Source organism: Bacteroides mediterraneensis (genome assembly GCF_900128455.1).
In the GTDB taxonomy this organism is placed as follows: domain Bacteria; phylum Bacteroidota; class Bacteroidia; order Bacteroidales; family Bacteroidaceae; genus Phocaeicola; species Phocaeicola mediterraneensis.
In genome coordinates this window covers 3,825,591-3,842,308 of sequence record NZ_LT635783.1, presented here as the reverse complement: position 1 = coordinate 3,842,308, position 16,718 = coordinate 3,825,591, and the positions used below count along the sequence as shown (strand labels likewise).

Genomic DNA, 16,718 nt, shown 5'->3' with positions numbered 1-16,718 from the left:
TAAAGGTTAATAATTAGAATTTGCAATATCACTCAGCTGATGTATTTCCACCGTAAAATCTTCCAAGGGACTTCCGTCGGCCGAAGTTACCTTCACTTTTTTTGTCACTCCCGGCAACAGGTCAAAGAAATTATCTGAAAAGCGTACTCCTTGCACCGGTATTTCTATAAATACATCACGGGCCAGCTGGCTGGACTTCAACGTCAGCTCGCAAGTTCCGTCCTTCAGGACTTTCTTACAAGAAATCTTGGCTTGTGGAAGATGCTGATGCTTGGGATATACCGGATAATACACTTCGTCCGAAAGCACTTTCCGGCTTTGTTTACCCTTTAACGTCATACGCAAGTAGGAGGCCGTCGTATCACAGGCCGCAAAAGCCTTCTGCCAGTCTTCCTCATAAAAGACTTCCGAAGCATTGACCGGCAACATTCTCTCTACCTGCTGCCGACGACGCACCTTTCCCTGGAAGTCAGTCCATTCCAGTTGCAGGGTCACTTTTTCCGCCTTCAGGCAATCGGACAACACGTACACGCGTAATTTCTCGCCTTCCCGAATCGCATTCACCAGCACCGGAGCAAAAGCCCGGCGAGTTTGATACTGCATGGCTTTCCAGTTGCCATAATAGTCGATGGCCGACCAGGAAACCACCGGCCAACTGTCATTCAGCTGCCAAGGCAGACTCCCCATACAATACGGGCGATTCCGGCGATGCGCTTCCATGCCATGACGCATACCCTGCCCCTGCAAGACAAGTCCCATATACACCAAGTCCTCAAACTTCTCAGGTACCGGATAATAGAGGGCCATCGTCTTTTTTATCAAGGCATTCCCGATAGTACTCTTCTGATGTGCGTTCATCACCGGCGATTCCAGCTCATAGTCTTCCGGAGAAGCAAACGTACGGATGGTTTTCATTTCCGGGAAGGCCTGAAACCCATATTCGCTCATAAACCGGGGAATTTCCATATCCAGGCTCTCGAAAGGTTTCTGGCCATACCAGGTACCCCAGTTGTGGCTGTCGGCTATCTTCCAGCTTTCCGGTCTTCCCCAGTTGGCCTCATAGGGAGAACCCTCCAGATAGAATCGTCCCGGATCCAGCTCTTTCACCTTTGCCGGCAGAAGATGGCGGAAAAGCACATCGTATCCCTTCAGCATCTGCTGATAGACTTCCGGTGTATATTTTTCTTTCCAGCCCCAATAACGCAAGCCTTCATAAATCTCATTGTTACCACACCACATAGCCAATGAGGCATGATTCCGCAATCGTTTGATATTGTATTCGGCTTCTTCCGACACCCTATGCAGGAAAGCCGGGTCGTGCGGATACGTGGTACAAGCAAACATAAAATCCTGCCAGATGAGGATTCCCCGCTTGTCGGCCTCTTCAAAGAAGGCATCATCTTCATAAATGCCTCCTCCCCATACACGTATCATATTCATGTGAGATGTTTGTGCATCTTCCAGCAAACGCGCATAACGGGCACGAGTCACCCGCGGAAGCAAGGCATCGGAAGGAATCAGGTTGGTACCTTTGGCAAACATCGGAACGCCGTTTACCTCAAAATAGAAACTCATTCCCTCTTTGTCCTTCTCTTGTACCACACGTACCTGCCGGAGCCCTATCTGATGACTTTTCTGCGAAACCAGCTGTCCGTCGACCCACACCGATGCTTCAAACTCATACAACGCAGGCTCTCCCCAGCCGTTGGGCATCCACAAATGCGGCGACTCCACCGACAAAGGGAGCGACACGGTATTCCGTCCCGGCTGTAACTCCACCTTTTTCTCTATACTCTTATCTGCTTCGCGCGGATAACGGTAAGTGACACGGACCAAGGCCTGCTGCCTGTCATTGCCTATATTATTTATCTCTATTTGATTGTCTACCTCTGCACGGGCTGCACTGACCGAGGTCTGATGTACAAAATAATCCTCTACCACCGCCTTATTGACAAACTCCAGATACACAGGACGCCAGATTCCGCAGGTCACCATACGGATTCCCCAATCCCAGCCATAAGAATAGGGGGCTTTACGGGTAAACACACTTAATTTCTGTGGGAAATGGTCGTTGTCTGCCGGATAATCGAATCCGTTACTTTCCCATTGGGGCATTGCCTCCCGAATGGGTGAACGGAAACGTATCACCAGTTTGTTTTCACCTTTTTTCAGTACGGATTTGACAGGTTTCCGATAACCGACAAACATATTGTCTGTCTTCAACAACAAAGCACCGTTTAAAAAAACGTCTGCATAGGTGTCCAATCCTTCAAATACCAGAAACACACCCTCCGCACTCATCTCTTCCTCGCTTAACACAAACGACGTCCGATACAGCCAGTCTTCTTTTTCCACCCACTGTATTTTCTCCTCATTCATGCCATAAAACGGATCAGGCAGTTTGTCATGAGCCAACAAATCCTGATGAACCGTACCCGGAACTTCAGCCGTCAACCATTCGTTACTACCATACCTTGAAAATTCCCAGCCCGTATGCAACTGACGGACTTGAGGTAAGTCTTTTCCCCACACATAATTTCCGAAAGCACCGGTCAGGAACCACATTGCCATCAGAATAAACTTGGATATTTTTTTCACGCTATAGATTTAAGTATCATTATTTAATCTACAAAATAAAGTAAGTTTTCCCGATAAAACAAATTAAACGGGAAAACCCACTTTTATTTTAATTATCTTAGGGAAATGTTTATTTTACTTTAAGTTTATCAAAGCCTTCCCCGTATACTCCGACCACATTACTTTGTGAAATAAACGCATTGGGATCAATGTCTTTTACCAGACGGAAAATGTCGAGTGACTCTCTCTTTTTAGCCAATACCACCACAACCTTAATGTCCTGCTTGCTGTACCAGCCTTTTCCATCGAGCAATGTTACCCCACGGTCCACTTGTGTAGCGATTCCCTCGGCTATCTCTTCATACTTTCGGGAAAATATCAGGAACTGTACAGACTGGCGTGTGCTGTTGATGACATAATCAATCACGATGCTCATGATAAACAGTACACAGAAGCCGAACAAAACCCTGCGCCAGTCGTGAAAGATAAAGTAGCACGAAGAAATGATGACAATATCACAATACATCATCATCCGCCCCAAAGTAACGTCCTTATACTTGTTGATAATCCATGCAATGATATCCGTACCTCCCGTGCTTCCATTGTTACAGAAGACAATACCGATACCGAAGCCCAGCAGACCAGCTCCTATCACACAAGCCATGAAGTCCTGTCCAGGTCCCAACAGCTGCGGCAGGTTCCCGTTTTCATCCTTCAGAATCATCTGGAAAAACCAGAGCAGGAAAGTCAGCATGAAAATGGCAAAAATGGTCTTGATACTGAATTTCGGACCCAATATTTTCAAGGCAAACCCCAGAAAAACCGCATTGATTACAAAATAAGAAACCTGGATTTCAATGCCCGTCGCATAATAAATAATGGCAGCAATACCCGTCACTCCTCCTGTCGTAATCTGATACGGAAGCATGAAGGCCGCCCAGCCAATGGAATAACAGATCAGGCCAAAGGTTATGGCCAGATAGTCCCTTGACTCTCTCCCTAATTTCTTCTTCAATAATGTTTCCATACACAAATAAAAATCATCCGGGACAGAACGGAAATTCCAATCCGTCTATCCCGGATGACAATTAAAAAACTCAAAGTACAATATTCACAATCTTCTTCGGCACAATAATCACCTTCTTCGGTGTCTTACCGTCAATCCATTTCTGCGACTGCTCTTCGGCCATTACCGCAGCCTGGATGGTTTCATTGTCTGCATCGGCAGGGAATTCCATAGTGAAACGCGCCTTTCCGTTGAACGAAATGGTGTATTTCACGCTGTCTTCCTTCAGGTATTCTTCGTTGAATGCAGGCCAGTGCGCATCACATACAGAAGTGGTATGCCCCAGTGCTTCCCACAATTCTTCTGCCAAGTGAGGAGCAAACGGAGCCAGCAGCACCACAAGGTCGCTCATCACTTCCTTGTTGCGACACTTCAAGGCCGTCAGCTCGTTCACACAAATCATGAACGCACTGATGGACGTATTGTAAGAGAAGGTTTCAATATCGCCTGTCACCTTCTTAATCAGCTTATGAATGGATTTCAGTTCTTCCTTGGTTGCCTCTCCTTCGGCAGGCAAGAAAGTGCCCTGACGGTCATAGAACAGGTTCCAGAGTTTCTTCAAGAAACGGTGTACCCCGTCGATACCGTTGGTATCCCACGGTTTGGACTGTTCCACCGGACCGAGGAACATTTCGTACATACGCAAGGTATCGGCTCCATAACGTTCTACAATCATATCCGGATTGACCACGTTGTACATGGACTTACTCATCTTTTCCACTGCCCAACCGCAGATGTACTTGCCGTCTTCGAGGATGAATTCTGCATTGTGGTATTCCGGACGCCAGTTCTTGAAGGCTTCCACATCCAGCACGTCATTGGATACAATGTTCACATCCACGTGCAGCGGAGTCACGTCATACTGGTCTTTCAATCCCAGTGACACAAACGTATTGGTATCCTTGATACGATATACAAAATTGCTTCGACCCTGAATCATTCCTTGGTTCACCAGCTTCTGGAACGGTTCTTCCTTGATGCTGACACCCAGGTCGAACAAGAACTTGTTCCAGAAACGAGAATAAATCAAGTGACCGGTCGCATGTTCCGTACCTCCCACATAGAGGTCAACATTCTGCCAGTAGCGGTCAGCTTTTTCAGAAACCAGTTCCTTGTCGTTGTGCGGATCCATGTAGCGCAGATAATAAGCACTTGAACCGGCAAATCCCGGCATGGTATTCAGTTCAAGCGGGAATACCGTAACATTGTCAATCTTGCAGTTTTCCACCACTTCACCTTTTTCCACATCCCAAGCCCAACGGGTAGCATGTCCCAATGGAGGTTCCCCGCTTTCGGTCGGCAAGAATTTGGCAACTTCCGGCAATTCCAATGGAAGTTTGTTCTCGTCAATCATGTACGGCATACCGTCCTTATAGTAAACCGGGAACGGTTCACCCCAGTAACGCTGACGAGAGAAGATGGCGTCGCGCAAGCGGAAATTCACTTTCACACGCCCCAGGTTATGTTCTTTTACATATTTCTTGGTAGCGGCAATGGCTTCCTTGATGGTCAGACCGTTCAAAGTCAAGTCGCAATAAGGAGTCACACCGGCTTTCGGAGAGTTGCAGACAATACCTTCCTTGGCATCAAAACTTTCCTCACTCACATCGCAACCTTCTACCAACGGTACAATCGGCAGATTGAAATGCTTGGCAAACGCATAGTCACGGCTGTCGTGTGCAGGTACGGCCATGATGGCACCCGTACCGTATCCGGCCAATACATAATCACTGATCCATACCGGAACGGACTCACCCGTAAACGGATTCACGGCATACGAGCCACTGAATACACCGGTTACCCGGCGGTCAGAAATACGTTCACGCTCGGTACGTTTCTTTGTGCGTTCCAAGTAAGCTTCTACTTCCGCACGCTGTGCTTCGGTAGTCAATTGCGGAACCAGTTCACTTTCAGGTGCAAGTACCATGAAAGTCACCCCAAACATCGTATCGGCACGGGTCGTAAAGATGGTGAATTCCAAGTCGCTGTCTTTCACCTTGAAACGGACTTCCGTACCTTCTGAACGGCCAATCCAGTTACGCTGGGTCTCTTTCAGAGAATCGGTCCAGTCCACCGTTTCCAATCCGTCGAGCAGACGCTGTGCATAAGCAGACACACGCAAACACCACTGACGCATCTTCTTCTGTACTACCGGATGACCTCCACGTTCAGACACCCCGTCGACCACCTCATCGTTGGCCAGTACGGTACCCAACGCCGGACACCAGTTTACCATGGTCTCACCCAGGTAAGCAATACGGTAGTTCATCAGGATTTCCTGCTGTTCCTTTTCCGTCTTAGTCTTCCACTCTTCGGCAGTGAAATGCAGTTCCTCACTGCAAGCTACATCCAGACCTTCTGTACCTTCCTTTTCAAAATGTGCCACCAGCTTGCTGATAGGCTGAGCCTTGTGACAAGAATTGCAATAGAAGCTGTTGAACATCTTCTGGAAAGCCCACTGCGTCCAGTGGTAATATCCCGGCTCGCAGGTACGCACTTCACGGTCCCAGTCGAACGAGAAACCAATCTTGTCCAGCTGCTCACGATAACGGGCGATATTAGCTGCAGTAGTAACCGCCGGATGCTGTCCCGTCTGAATGGCATATTGCTCGGCAGGCAAACCGTAGGCATCGTATCCCATCGGATTCAGCACATTGAATCCTTGCAAACGCTTGTAGCGTGCATAAATATCGCTGGCAATGTATCCCAGCGGATGACCTACGTGAAGGCCAGCTCCCGAAGGATAAGGGAACATGTTCAACACATAGAATTTTTTCTTGGATTCATCCTCGACAACCTTATAGGTTTTCCGGTCCACCCATCTCTGCTGCCATTTTTTCTCAATTTCTCTGAAATTATATTCCATATCGAAATATTATATGATTGATTTTTACGTATTTCTCCAAATTTTCCGCAAATATAGTAAGAGTTCAGCAATAAATAAGGATAGTTTCGAACGAAAAGTTTATCTTTGCTTGATAAATGAAAACCTAATACTAAAACTTTATGCACATCCGTAATCTCTTCCTGCTCACAGTCTTGCTCTTCAGCGTATGCAGCCTCAGCGCACAACGTCACGAACAACTTCTAGAAACCGGCTGGAAATTCCATAAAGGAGAAGCTTCCGGAGCCGCCTCCCCCACCTTCAATGACACGCAATGGGAATCGGTCCGTGTTCCTCACGACTGGGCCATCTACGGACCGTTCGACCGTAACAACGACCTGCAGAACGTAGCCATTACCCAAAACTTCGAAAAACAGGCTTCCGTAAAAACCGGACGTACCGGCGGACTTCCCTACGTGGGAGTGGGCTGGTACCGCACGCGATTTGATGCAGACCCCGACAAAAAAACCACACTGATTTTCGACGGTGCCATGAGCGAGGCCCATGTATATGTCAACGGACAAGAAGCATGCTTTTGGCCGTTCGGTTACAATTCTTTCCACTGCGATATAACTGAATTCCTGCATAAAGACGGGAAAGACAACGTACTGGCGGTACGTCTGGAAAACCGTCCCCAGTCTTCCCGCTGGTATCCGGGAGCCGGACTCTACCGGAACGTCCACTTGGTTACCACAGAGAAGGTACACGTACCTGTATGGGGTACTCAAATCACCACTCCTCACGTGGCTACTGACTATGCATCCGTCTGCCTCCACACCACACTAAATAACGTGGAAAAAGAAAAAGTTACCGTAGAAACGGAAATTCTTTCTCCCGACGGACAGAAAGTGGCCAGCAAAAAGAACGAAGGACGCATCAACCATGGCCAACCTTTCACACAGAACTTCATCGTGGAAAATCCTCAGTTATGGTCACCGGAAACCCCCGTACTCTATCAGGCTGTCTCCAAAATCTATGTCGACGGGAAACTCACTGATACCTATACCACCCGCTTCGGCATCCGCTCCATCGAGTTCGTGGCCGACAAGGGGTTCTTCCTGAACGGAAAACACCGTAAATTCCAAGGCGTATGCAACCACCACGATTTAGGTCCGCTGGGAGCAGCCATCAATGTTTCGGCCTTACGCCACCAACTTACTCTGCTGAAAGACATGGGATGCGACGCCATCCGTACGGCCCACAACATGCCGGCTCCCGAACTGGTCAGCCTCTGCGACGAGATGGGTTTCATGATGATGATTGAGCCCTTCGACGAATGGGACATCGCCAAATGCGACAACGGATACCACCGCTACTTCAACGAATGGGCGGAAAAAGACATGGTGAACATGCTGCAACAGTATCGTAACCACCCTTGTGTGGTGATGTGGAGTATCGGAAATGAGGTGCCCACCCAGTGCAGTGCCGAAGGCTATAAGGTAGCCAAATTCCTGCAAGATATCTGTCACCGCGAAGACCCTACCCGTCCGGTTACCTGCGGCATGGACCAGGTAGATTGTGTATTGGACAACGGATTTGCCGCCATGCTCGACATTCCGGGATTCAACTACCGGGCACACCGCTACGAAGAAGCCTATCAGCGGCTGCCACAAAACTTGGTGTTAGGCTCAGAGACTTCTTCGACCGTCAGCTCCCGTGGCGTGTATAAATTCCCTGCCGAACGGAAAGCAGACGCCAAATATGAAGACCATCAGTCGTCTTCCTACGACTTGGAATACTGCTCGTGGTCCAACATTCCCGACATCGACTTCGCCCAGGCAGACGACCATAAATGGACTTTGGGACAATTTGTATGGACCGGTTTCGACTACCTGGGTGAACCCAGTCCGTACGACACGAACGCATGGCCCAACCACAGCTCTATGTTCGGCATCATCGATTTGGCCTCTATTCCGAAAGACCGCTACTACCTGTACCGCAGTGTATGGAACAAGCAGGCAGAAACCCTGCACATTCTCCCGCACTGGAACTGGGAAGGACGGGAAGGCAAGGAAGTGCCCGTATTCGTCTATACCAACTATCCGACAGCCGAACTTTTCATCAACGGGAAAAGCTACGGAAAGCAGACCAAGAACCACCAAACGGTGGAAAACCGCTACCGCCTGATGTGGCCGCATGCCATTTACGAACCAGGAGAAGTGAAAGTTGTGGCATACGATGAAGCTGGTACGGCCAAAGCGGAAAAAACAATCCGCACAGCAGGAAAGCCGCATCACATTGAACTGATTCCTGCACAGAAATCGCTGAAAGCCGACGGAAAAGACCTGGCCTACGTAACCGTACGCATTGTAGACAAAGACGGGAACCTCTGCCCCACCGACATGCGCCTGGTGAAATTCAAAGTAAAAGGTGCCGGAAGCTACAAGGCCTCTGCCAATGGCGACCCGACTTGTCTAGACTTGTTCCACCTGCCTCAAATGCATGCCTTCAATGGGATGCTGACTGCTATTGTACAGGCAGGAGAGGAAAAGGGAATACTCGAACTGCAGGTCAGCGCACAAGGCATAAAAACCGGGAAACTTCAAATCAACGTAGAATAAAACCCTCCTTATACCATAACAATGCCCCGTACCAGTCGGCTGATACGGGGCATTTTATATATTAACGCCATCCTTTTTATTTCTGGAAATCGGCCCAGTTGGTCAAGCGCATGTCACCCTTGTCCAGAAATACCTGATGCATGCCCAATGCAGCCGAAAGACTGTGGCAAGTCTGCCCTTTCGTGGAGATTTTCAGATAATCCCAAAGCAGCTGCTTGTAGTCCGGATGTGCACAGTTTTCAATCACTGCCTCCGCACGCTCCATCGGGCTCTTTCCACGCAAGTCGGCAATACCCTGCTCGGTAATAATCACGTTCACGGAGTGTTCGCTGTGGTCCAGATGCGATACCATCGGTACGATGGAACTGATGCATCCGCCTTTGGCCGTCGACGGACAAGAGAAGATAGAGATATAGGCACTGCGGGTGAAGTCGCCGGAACCACCGATGCCGTTCATCATCTTGGTACCGCAAATATGGGTAGAGTTCACATTGCCATAAATATCCGCTTCAATGGCCGTATTCATGGAAATGACACCGATACGACGGATTACCTCCGGACAGTTGGAGATTTCCGAAGGACGCAACACCAGCTTGTGGCGGAAAAAGTCCATGTTGTCGTAAATGTCCTGCAGACAGTCGTTGGTCACGCTCAGCGAACAGGTACTGCCAAACTTGATGCGTCCTTCCTTAATCAGGGTGATGACCGCATTCTGTATCACTTCCGTGTACATTTCAAACGGAGGGATACTGGAATCTTTTCCCAACGCACTCAACACCGCATTGGCGATATTCCCTACCCCCGACTGCAACGGAAGGAAAGTGGAAGGAATGATTCCCTTGCGCATGTCGGCTGCCAGAAACTCCGCCACATTCTGTCCGATTTTATCCGTTACCGGATCGGAAGCATGGAAGCCACGGGCCTCATCCGGAATATTTGTCTCCACAATACCTACTATTTTGGAAGGGTCCACCTGAATGTAAGGAAGACCGATACGGTCGCTCGGACGCACAATCGGAATCGGCCGGCGGTAAGGCGGACGTTCCATCTCATACAAATCGTGCATACCAATCAAACGCTTGCTATGAGCTGCATTCAGTTCCACAATCACCTTGTCGGCCAGCCGGGCAATGGTCGGTGAAATACCCACACCGGCTGTCAGGTAGATACGCCCGTCTTCCGTAATCTCGCAAGCCTCAAGAATAGCCACATTGACATGCCCCAAGAAACCGGAGCGCAGGCGCTGTGCCACCTGCGACAGATGGATATCCGTATAATTGATTTCACCGTTGTTCACCGCCTTGCGGAAATCTGCGTTTGTGGTATAAGGAGCACGGAACTTGATGGCGTGTGCCCGGGTCAGTGCCCCGTCGCAAGAGTCTCCTGTAGACGCTCCCGTAATCACACCTATTTGAAAGGCTTCACCCCTCGCATGTTTTTCCTCTGCTATTTTTGCCAACTCTGCGGTCACCGCTTTCGGACTTCCTGCAGGGGTAAAGCCGCTTAATCCGACGATATCCCCATCCTTGATGTAGCTGGCAGCCTCGGCTGCCGTAATAAAGTTAAAGCTCATAGTATCAAGTGTTTTTTATGTTATAGTATTTAAGTATAAAAGTTTGTCTCTCAGTCGTATTTCCGGCGGAAGATTTCAGAATAGATAAAAGCCCTACGCGCGTCCGACGGCGTGCGGAAAGCATATTCCGAACGGTCTTCTTCCGGCATCTCCACCTGTGCGGAGGCCTGTTTTCCTTCTTTTGGAGGCTGTTTTACCTGCTTCGCGAAATGTTCCGCCCGCTTTTTCCGTCTTGTTGGCGGCGGAGTCATCCGCACTTCTTCCACCGCTTCCTCTGCCTTCGGGGAAGCATCTGCAAGAACCGTTTTTCTCACCACTTTTTTCTGAGCGGTCTTTTTCTGTGTCTGCTTTCTCGTCTGATAAAGCCCCAGACAGATTATTCCCAGAAAGATAAGAATTTGAAAAACGTCCATAAATACAAGTGTTAAGGTTTTCTTCAAAGATACGAATAAAATCTATATATCCTACCCTTTTCATGGAAGTTAACCAAGAAACAGATATCTTTGCAGGCAAATTCTTAATTCAAAAAACCTTATGACAAAAGAAATTACAGGAGCAGACTTTAAATCTGCAACTGAAAACGAAAGCAAGAAACTGTTTATCGAAACGTATGGATGCCAGATGAATGTGGCAGACAGTGAGGTGATTGCCTCTATCATGCAAATGGCCGGCTACACCCCGTGCGACAACCTGGAAGAGGCGGATGCCGTGTTTATGAACACCTGCTCCATCCGCGACAATGCAGAACAGAAAATCCTGAACCGACTGGAATTCTTCCATTCCTTGCGCAAAAAGCGCAAGCACCTCATTGTGGGCGTATTGGGATGCATGGCCGAACGAGTAAAAAACGACCTGATTGAAAAGCACCATGTCGATTTGGTGGCCGGACCCGATGCCTACCTGACACTGCCCGACCTCATCGGAGCCGTGGAAGCCGGAGAAAAGGCCATCAACGTGGAACTCTCCACCACCGAGACCTACCGCGACGTCATTCCTTCACGTATCTGCGGCAACCATATCTCAGGCTTTGTGTCCATCATGCGCGGATGCAACAACTTCTGCCACTACTGCATCGTGCCTTACACCCGCGGACGTGAACGCAGCCGCGACGTGGAAAGCATCCTGAACGAAGTGCGCGACCTGCAGCGGAAAGGCTACAAAGAAGTCACCCTTCTGGGACAGAACGTCAACTCCTACCGTTTTGAGAAAGACGGAGAAACGGTGACTTTCCCCATGCTGCTCCGTACCGTGGCCGAGGCTGTACCCGACATGCGCGTACGCTTCACCACTTCCCATCCGAAAGACATGAGCGACGAGACCCTCCATGTCATCGCGGAAGTGCCTAACGTGTGCAAGCACATCCACCTGCCCGTACAGAGCGGAAGTTCACGCATCCTGAAACTGATGAACCGTAAATATACCCGTGAATGGTACCTGGAAAGAGTGGCTGCCATCCGTCGCATCATCCCCGACTGTGGACTCAGCACCGACATTTTCTCCGGCTTCCATTCCGAAACGGAGGAAGACCATCAAATGTCCCTCTCGCTGATGCGGGAATGTGCCTACGATTCGGCCTTCATGTTCAAGTATTCCGAACGTCCGGGCACCTACGCGTCCAAGCATCTTCCCGACGACGTACCGGAAGAAATCAAAATCCGCCGCCTGAACGAACTCATCGAACTGCAGAACCAGCTTTCGGCCGAAAGCAATGCCAAGGATGTGGGGAAGACCTTCGAAGTGCTGGTGGAAGGCGTGTCAAAACGCTCCAAAGAACAGCTGTTTGGACGTACGGAACAAAATAAAGTGGTAGTATTCGACCGTGGCAACCACCGAATCGGCGATTTTGTAAAAGTCAAGATTACGGAATCCAGTTCGGCTACCCTCAAAGGAATAGAAGTGACAGAATAATATTCCGGGAACTCACCAAAAGATAAAGTGAGAATTTCCCGACATCTTTTACGTTTCCCTCAAGGAAAACGTATGTTTCTCGCTGCGGAAACGTATGTTTTCCGTCCGGGAAACGTACGTTTCCGCACTGGGAAACATCCAACATACGAGCGCGTTTTTCTTTTTATATAAGTGCGTTTTCCAGTTTCAGTCGGTATCCCTTCCGGCTTCCGGCATAATCAGCCACAAAATCAGATAGACAATTCCCCCCGAAAAAGCGGTAAAGAAAGTAGCCAGTACGTACACAATCCGCACCAGCGTAATATCCCAGTTAAAATAGTCTGCTATACCGGCACAAACCCCTCCTATCATGCGGTTATTCGACCGTGTCAATCGTTTCTTGTTCATATTTATTTTGCAAAGTGTCTATTAATGGCGGCTAAGATACAAAAAACAAACATAAAGCAGTCTAATACTCTTAAAAACTTTTAAAGAAAGTCGTGCTATAGGCTTTTTATTTGTTATTTTGCAGCAAATTAGGGAATGAAGTGAATACACTAAAAATAGATAAATGTCCACTCTGTGGAGAAAGCCATTTTGAAGAAGTAATGACATGTACGGACCACTATGCTTCCGGTGAGTCTTTTGCCATCTGTCGTTGTACTCACTGCGGCTTTCAGTTCACACAGTCCGCTCCCGTAGAAGCGGAAATAGGACGCTATTATGAAAGCCCGGACTATATTTCACACAGTGATACACACAAAGGACTGATGAACCGTGTCTATCATTGGGTGCGCCGTTTCATGCTTGCACGTAAAGCCCGCCTGATCAAGCACAATTCAGGCCTCAGCAGAGGAATGTTGCTGGACATCGGTACCGGGACGGGATATTTCCCTCATTTCATGCAGGAAAAAGGATGGCGCGTGTCGGCCATCGAGAAAAGTCCGCAGGCACGCCGCTTTGCCCAGACCCACTTCGGACTGGAAGTCCGCAAACCGGAAGAACTGACGGATTATCCGGACAAGTCGTTCGATGTCATTACCCTGTGGCATGTCATGGAACACCTGGAACATTTGAACGACACGTGGGAAACCCTCGGCCGTATTCTGAAAGACCGGGGTATTCTGGTAATCGCCGTTCCTAACCCCACCTCCTTCGATGCGGGGAAATACAAGGAAATGTGGGCGGCTTACGACGTGCCTCGCCACTTATGGCACTTCACCCCGTCGGTCATGCAGCAGTTTGGCGCCAAACACAACTTCATTCTCTGCGAACGCCATCCCATGCCTTTTGATGCGTTCTACGTGTCCATGCTGAGCGAAAAATACCGGAAATCCTCCATACCTTTTTTAAAGGGCTTATGGTCTGGCACCGAAGCGTGGTTCGTTTCGCTGGCCAAAAAAGAGAGAAGCAGTTCGATGATTTACGTATTCAGAAAAAAATAAACCGTTATGAGTCACAAGCCGGGTACACTTTTTGACATGCAGTTCATTACCTCCTGCATCAGCACGATGCTCGTGTTGCTGCTTCTGGGCATGGTGGTCTTTTTCGTCATGACGGCCAATAATCTTTCGGTGTACGTGCGTGAGAATATCAACTTCTCGGTTCTCCTCAACGATGACATAAAGGAAACCGAAGCCCTTCATTTCCAGAAACAACTGGAAGAGGAGCCCTTCGTGAAACAGGCGGTCTACATCTCCAAGGCACAGGCACTGAAGGAACAGACGGAAGCCATGGGGACCGACCCTGCCGAATTTTTAGGCTACAACCCTTTTACAGCCTCCATTGAAATCAAGCTGAATGCGGCGTATGCCAACACAGACAGCCTGAAATGGATACAGGAGAAACTGCTCGACCACAAGCAGGTGATTGAAATCAACTACCCGCAGGACTTGATTGACACCATCAACCGGAATATCCGTAAAATCAGCCTGTTCCTGCTGGGCCTGGCTGCCTTGCTCACCTTGATTTCATTCGCCCTGATTAATAATACCATCCGGCTGACCATCTATTCCAAACGTTTCCTGATTCACACCATGAAACTGGTAGGGGCAAGCTGGGGGTTCATCCGCCGTCCGTTCATTGTCCGGAATATAGGCATCGGCATTCTCGCCGCGGCCATTGCCAATGCGTTGCTGACCAGCATGGCCTATATGCTGGTGAATTATGAACCGGGGCTGCTGGAACTGATTACGCCGGAAGTCATGCTTTACGTCATGGGGACGGTGTTCATCTCCGGCATCCTGATTACGATGCTGTGCGCCTACATCTCCATCAACAAATATTTGCGGATGAAAGCGGGAGAATTATATAGTCTTTAATATCAACTAACTAAATAGATAACGAATCGTTATGGATAAAAAAAGTTTTGCCTTCGATAAAACCAACTTCATCCTGCTGGCAATAGGCATGGTGGTGATTATCCTCGGTTTTATATTGATGAGTGGTCCCGGTTCCACAGAAACCACTTTCGAACCGGACATTTTCAGCGTACGCCGTATCAAAGTAGCTCCGCTGGTCTGCTTTGTAGGCTTTATCTTCATGATTTATGGCATCTTGCGCAAACCCAAAGACAAAGAAATAACCTCTAAAGAAGAATAAAGACAATGAGTTGGTTTGAAGCCCTGATTTTAGGTATTCTGCAGGGACTGACGGAATACCTGCCTGTAAGTAGCAGCGGACACCTTGCCATCGGTTCGGCACTGTTCGGTATACAAGGAGAAGAAAATCTGACCTTTACGGTCGTGGTACACATTGCCACCGTACTGAGTACGCTGGTCATTCTCTGGAAAGAAATCGACTGGATTTTCCGCGGCTTGTTCAAATGGAAAATGAATGACGAAACCAAATACGTCATCAACATTATCATTTCCATGATTCCCATCGGTATCGTGGGTGTTTTCTTCAAGGACTATGTGGAAGAAATCTTCGGGTCCGGCTTGCTTATCGTGGGATGCATGCTGCTGTTGACCGCCATCCTGCTGACCTTCTCGTATTACGCCAAGCCGCGTCAGAAAGAGAAAATCAGCATGCGCGATGCCTTCATCATCGGTCTGGCCCAGGCTTGTGCCGTGATGCCGGGACTCTCACGCTCCGGAAGTACCATCGCCACCGGACTTATCTTGGGCAACAAGAAAGAAACGCTGGCTCAGTTCTCTTTCCTGATGGTCATTCCGCCGATTCTGGGCGAGGCCCTGCTGTCGGGAATGGAAATCGTGAAGAACGCTTCTGCAGCCGATGCAGAAATCAGCATCGGTGCCCTGATTATCGGTTTCCTGGCCGCTTTCATTTCAGGATGCGTGGCCTGCAAATGGATGATCAGCATCGTCAAAAAAGGAAAGCTCATCTGGTTCGGTGTATATTGTGCCATTGCCGGAATTATCACGATAGCATGCAGCCTGTGGGGTTGATTCCCTGTTTCTTCATACATTAGTATCCAAGAACGAAGAAGATAAGATGAATTTTAAGGAAGGAGAAGTTCTATACTTTGACAAGCCACTGAAATGGACATCCTTTGCAGTGGTCAATAAAATAAGATACCATATCAGCCGAAAGCTGGGAGTAAAGAAAATAAAAGTAGGACATGCCGGAACGCTCGATCCGCTGGCCACCGGGGTGATGATCATCTGTACCGGAAAAGCCACCAAGCGTATCGAGGAGTTTCAATATCACACGAAAGAATACATCGCCACCCTCCAATTAGGAGCCACCACCCCGTCGTTCGACCTGGAAAAGGAGATTGACGCCACTTATCCCACCGAACACATCACCCGGGAAATGGTGGAAGATGTATTGAAAAAATTCATAGGCACCATCGAACAGGTTCCCCCTGCCTTCTCGGCCTGCAAGGTAGACGGGAAGCGCGCCTACGAAATGGCCCGCAACGGGGACGAAGTGGAGCTGAAGCCCAAGATACTGGTCATCGATGAAATCGAATTGCTGGAATACAACCTGCCGGAAATTAAGATACGGGTGGTGTGCAGCAAAGGAACCTACATCCGGGCACTGGCCAGAGACATCGGGGAAGCCTTGCACAGCGGCGCACATCTCACAGGACTGGTCCGCACGCGAGTGGGAAACGTGAGACTGGAAGACTGCATGAAAGTGGAAGATTTTGAGACTTGGCTTGACCAGCAAGAAATAGAAGTTATAAACGATTAAGGAAAGAAA

13 protein-coding genes are annotated in these 16,718 nt (G+C 48.8%); 7 read left to right on the top strand and 6 right to left on the bottom strand.

Annotated elements, in window-relative coordinates; all coding sequences use genetic code 11:
• Positions 1 to 6 precede the first annotated feature (6 nt).
• The 3 genes from BQ7480_RS16445 to leuS form a co-directional block, all read right to left on the bottom strand.
• On the bottom strand, positions 7 to 2,571 hold the full coding sequence (locus BQ7480_RS16445; RefSeq protein WP_083581900.1) for a beta-mannosidase: 2,565 nt from the start codon (positions 2,569 to 2,571) through the stop codon (positions 7 to 9).
• A 136-nt stretch (positions 2,572 to 2,707) separates the two neighbouring features.
• The gene (locus BQ7480_RS16440) at positions 2,708 to 3,604 is read right to left on the bottom strand and encodes a YitT family protein (RefSeq protein ID WP_072543685.1); all 897 of its coding nucleotides are present in this window, start codon (positions 3,602 to 3,604) and stop codon (positions 2,708 to 2,710) included.
• A 70-nt stretch (positions 3,605 to 3,674) separates the two neighbouring features.
• Positions 3,675 to 6,509 carry a leucine--tRNA ligase gene (gene leuS / locus BQ7480_RS16435; protein WP_072543684.1) on the bottom strand — a complete coding sequence of 945 codons (2,835 nt, stop codon included), beginning with the start codon at positions 6,507 to 6,509 and terminating at the stop codon, positions 3,675 to 3,677.
• A 140-nt stretch (positions 6,510 to 6,649) separates the two neighbouring features.
• On the opposite strand from leuS, the gene BQ7480_RS16430 reads away from it, so the two are divergent.
• Positions 6,650 to 9,088: a glycoside hydrolase family 2 TIM barrel-domain containing protein gene (locus BQ7480_RS16430; protein ID WP_072543683.1), complete on the top strand. Its 2,439-nt coding sequence runs from the start codon at positions 6,650 to 6,652 to the stop codon at positions 9,086 to 9,088.
• 76 nt (positions 9,089 to 9,164) lie between these two features.
• Here BQ7480_RS16430 and BQ7480_RS16425 read toward each other — a convergent pair whose 3' ends face one another.
• Together BQ7480_RS16425 and BQ7480_RS16420 are read right to left on the bottom strand one after the other, a co-directional pair.
• Positions 9,165 to 10,661, bottom strand: coding sequence for a butyryl-CoA:acetate CoA transferase (locus BQ7480_RS16425; RefSeq protein WP_072543682.1), 1,497 nt, complete (start codon positions 10,659 to 10,661; stop codon positions 9,165 to 9,167).
• A 50-nt stretch (positions 10,662 to 10,711) separates the two neighbouring features.
• Positions 10,712 to 11,074, bottom strand: a complete 363-nt coding sequence (locus tag BQ7480_RS16420; RefSeq protein ID WP_072543681.1) for a hypothetical protein — start codon at positions 11,072 to 11,074, stop codon at positions 10,712 to 10,714.
• Between the two features lie 121 nt (positions 11,075 to 11,195).
• On the opposite strand from BQ7480_RS16420, the gene miaB reads away from it, so the two are divergent.
• Entirely contained in the window at positions 11,196 to 12,569 is a 1,374-nt protein-coding gene (gene miaB / locus BQ7480_RS16415) for a tRNA (N6-isopentenyl adenosine(37)-C2)-methylthiotransferase MiaB (RefSeq protein WP_072543680.1), read from the top strand.
• A 186-nt stretch (positions 12,570 to 12,755) separates the two neighbouring features.
• On the opposite strand, the gene BQ7480_RS16410 is transcribed toward miaB, so the two are convergent.
• Positions 12,756 to 12,956, bottom strand: a complete 201-nt coding sequence (locus tag BQ7480_RS16410) for a PspC domain-containing protein (protein ID WP_072543679.1) — start codon at positions 12,954 to 12,956, stop codon at positions 12,756 to 12,758.
• Between the two features lie 140 nt (positions 12,957 to 13,096).
• Here BQ7480_RS16410 and BQ7480_RS16405 point away from each other — a divergent pair, with 140 nt between their 5' ends.
• Genes BQ7480_RS16405 through truB form a run of 5 tightly spaced genes read left to right on the top strand, consistent with a single transcriptional unit; the run spans position 13,097 to position 16,709 of the window.
• Positions 13,097 to 13,993 (top strand): class I SAM-dependent methyltransferase, encoded by an 897-nt coding sequence (locus BQ7480_RS16405; protein ID WP_072543678.1) that lies wholly within the window; start codon positions 13,097 to 13,099, stop codon positions 13,991 to 13,993.
• Positions 13,994 to 13,999: 6 nt separating this feature from the next.
• Positions 14,000 to 14,869: a cell division protein FtsX gene (locus BQ7480_RS16400; protein WP_072543677.1), complete on the top strand. Its 870-nt coding sequence runs from the start codon at positions 14,000 to 14,002 to the stop codon at positions 14,867 to 14,869.
• 31 nt (positions 14,870 to 14,900) lie between these two features.
• Entirely contained in the window at positions 14,901 to 15,149 is a 249-nt protein-coding gene (locus tag BQ7480_RS16395) for a DUF3098 domain-containing protein (RefSeq protein WP_072543676.1), read from the top strand.
• A 5-nt stretch (positions 15,150 to 15,154) separates the two neighbouring features.
• Positions 15,155 to 15,958: an undecaprenyl-diphosphate phosphatase gene (locus tag BQ7480_RS16390; protein WP_072543675.1), complete on the top strand. Its 804-nt coding sequence runs from the start codon at positions 15,155 to 15,157 to the stop codon at positions 15,956 to 15,958.
• 46 nt (positions 15,959 to 16,004) lie between these two features.
• A complete protein-coding gene (gene truB, locus BQ7480_RS16385) occupies positions 16,005 to 16,709 on the top strand; it encodes a tRNA pseudouridine(55) synthase TruB (RefSeq protein WP_072543674.1) in 705 nt (234 codons plus the stop codon).
• The last annotated feature ends 9 nt before the right edge of the window (positions 16,710 to 16,718 follow it).

Excerpts from the sequence above, each read along its gene's own strand:
- BQ7480_RS16445 (WP_083581900.1), bottom strand. The coding sequence starts at position 2,571 with ATGGCAATGTGGTTCCTGACCGGTGCTTTCGGAAATTATGTGTGGGGA.
- BQ7480_RS16440 (WP_072543685.1), bottom strand. The coding sequence starts at position 3,604 with ATGGAAACATTATTGAAGAAGAAATTAGGGAGAGAGTCAAGGGACTAT.
- leuS (WP_072543684.1), bottom strand. The coding sequence starts at position 6,509 with ATGGAATATAATTTCAGAGAAATTGAGAAAAAATGGCAGCAGAGATGG.
- BQ7480_RS16430 (WP_072543683.1), top strand. The coding sequence starts at position 6,650 with ATGCACATCCGTAATCTCTTCCTGCTCACAGTCTTGCTCTTCAGCGTA.
- BQ7480_RS16425 (WP_072543682.1), bottom strand. The coding sequence starts at position 10,661 with ATGAGCTTTAACTTTATTACGGCAGCCGAGGCTGCCAGCTACATCAAG.
- BQ7480_RS16420 (WP_072543681.1), bottom strand. The coding sequence starts at position 11,074 with ATGGACGTTTTTCAAATTCTTATCTTTCTGGGAATAATCTGTCTGGGG.
- miaB (WP_072543680.1), top strand. The coding sequence starts at position 11,196 with ATGACAAAAGAAATTACAGGAGCAGACTTTAAATCTGCAACTGAAAAC.
- BQ7480_RS16410 (WP_072543679.1), bottom strand. The coding sequence starts at position 12,956 with ATGAACAAGAAACGATTGACACGGTCGAATAACCGCATGATAGGAGGG.
- BQ7480_RS16400 (WP_072543677.1), top strand. The coding sequence starts at position 14,000 with ATGAGTCACAAGCCGGGTACACTTTTTGACATGCAGTTCATTACCTCC.
- BQ7480_RS16395 (WP_072543676.1), top strand. The coding sequence starts at position 14,901 with ATGGATAAAAAAAGTTTTGCCTTCGATAAAACCAACTTCATCCTGCTG.
- BQ7480_RS16390 (WP_072543675.1), top strand. The coding sequence starts at position 15,155 with ATGAGTTGGTTTGAAGCCCTGATTTTAGGTATTCTGCAGGGACTGACG.
- truB (WP_072543674.1), top strand. The coding sequence starts at position 16,005 with ATGAATTTTAAGGAAGGAGAAGTTCTATACTTTGACAAGCCACTGAAA.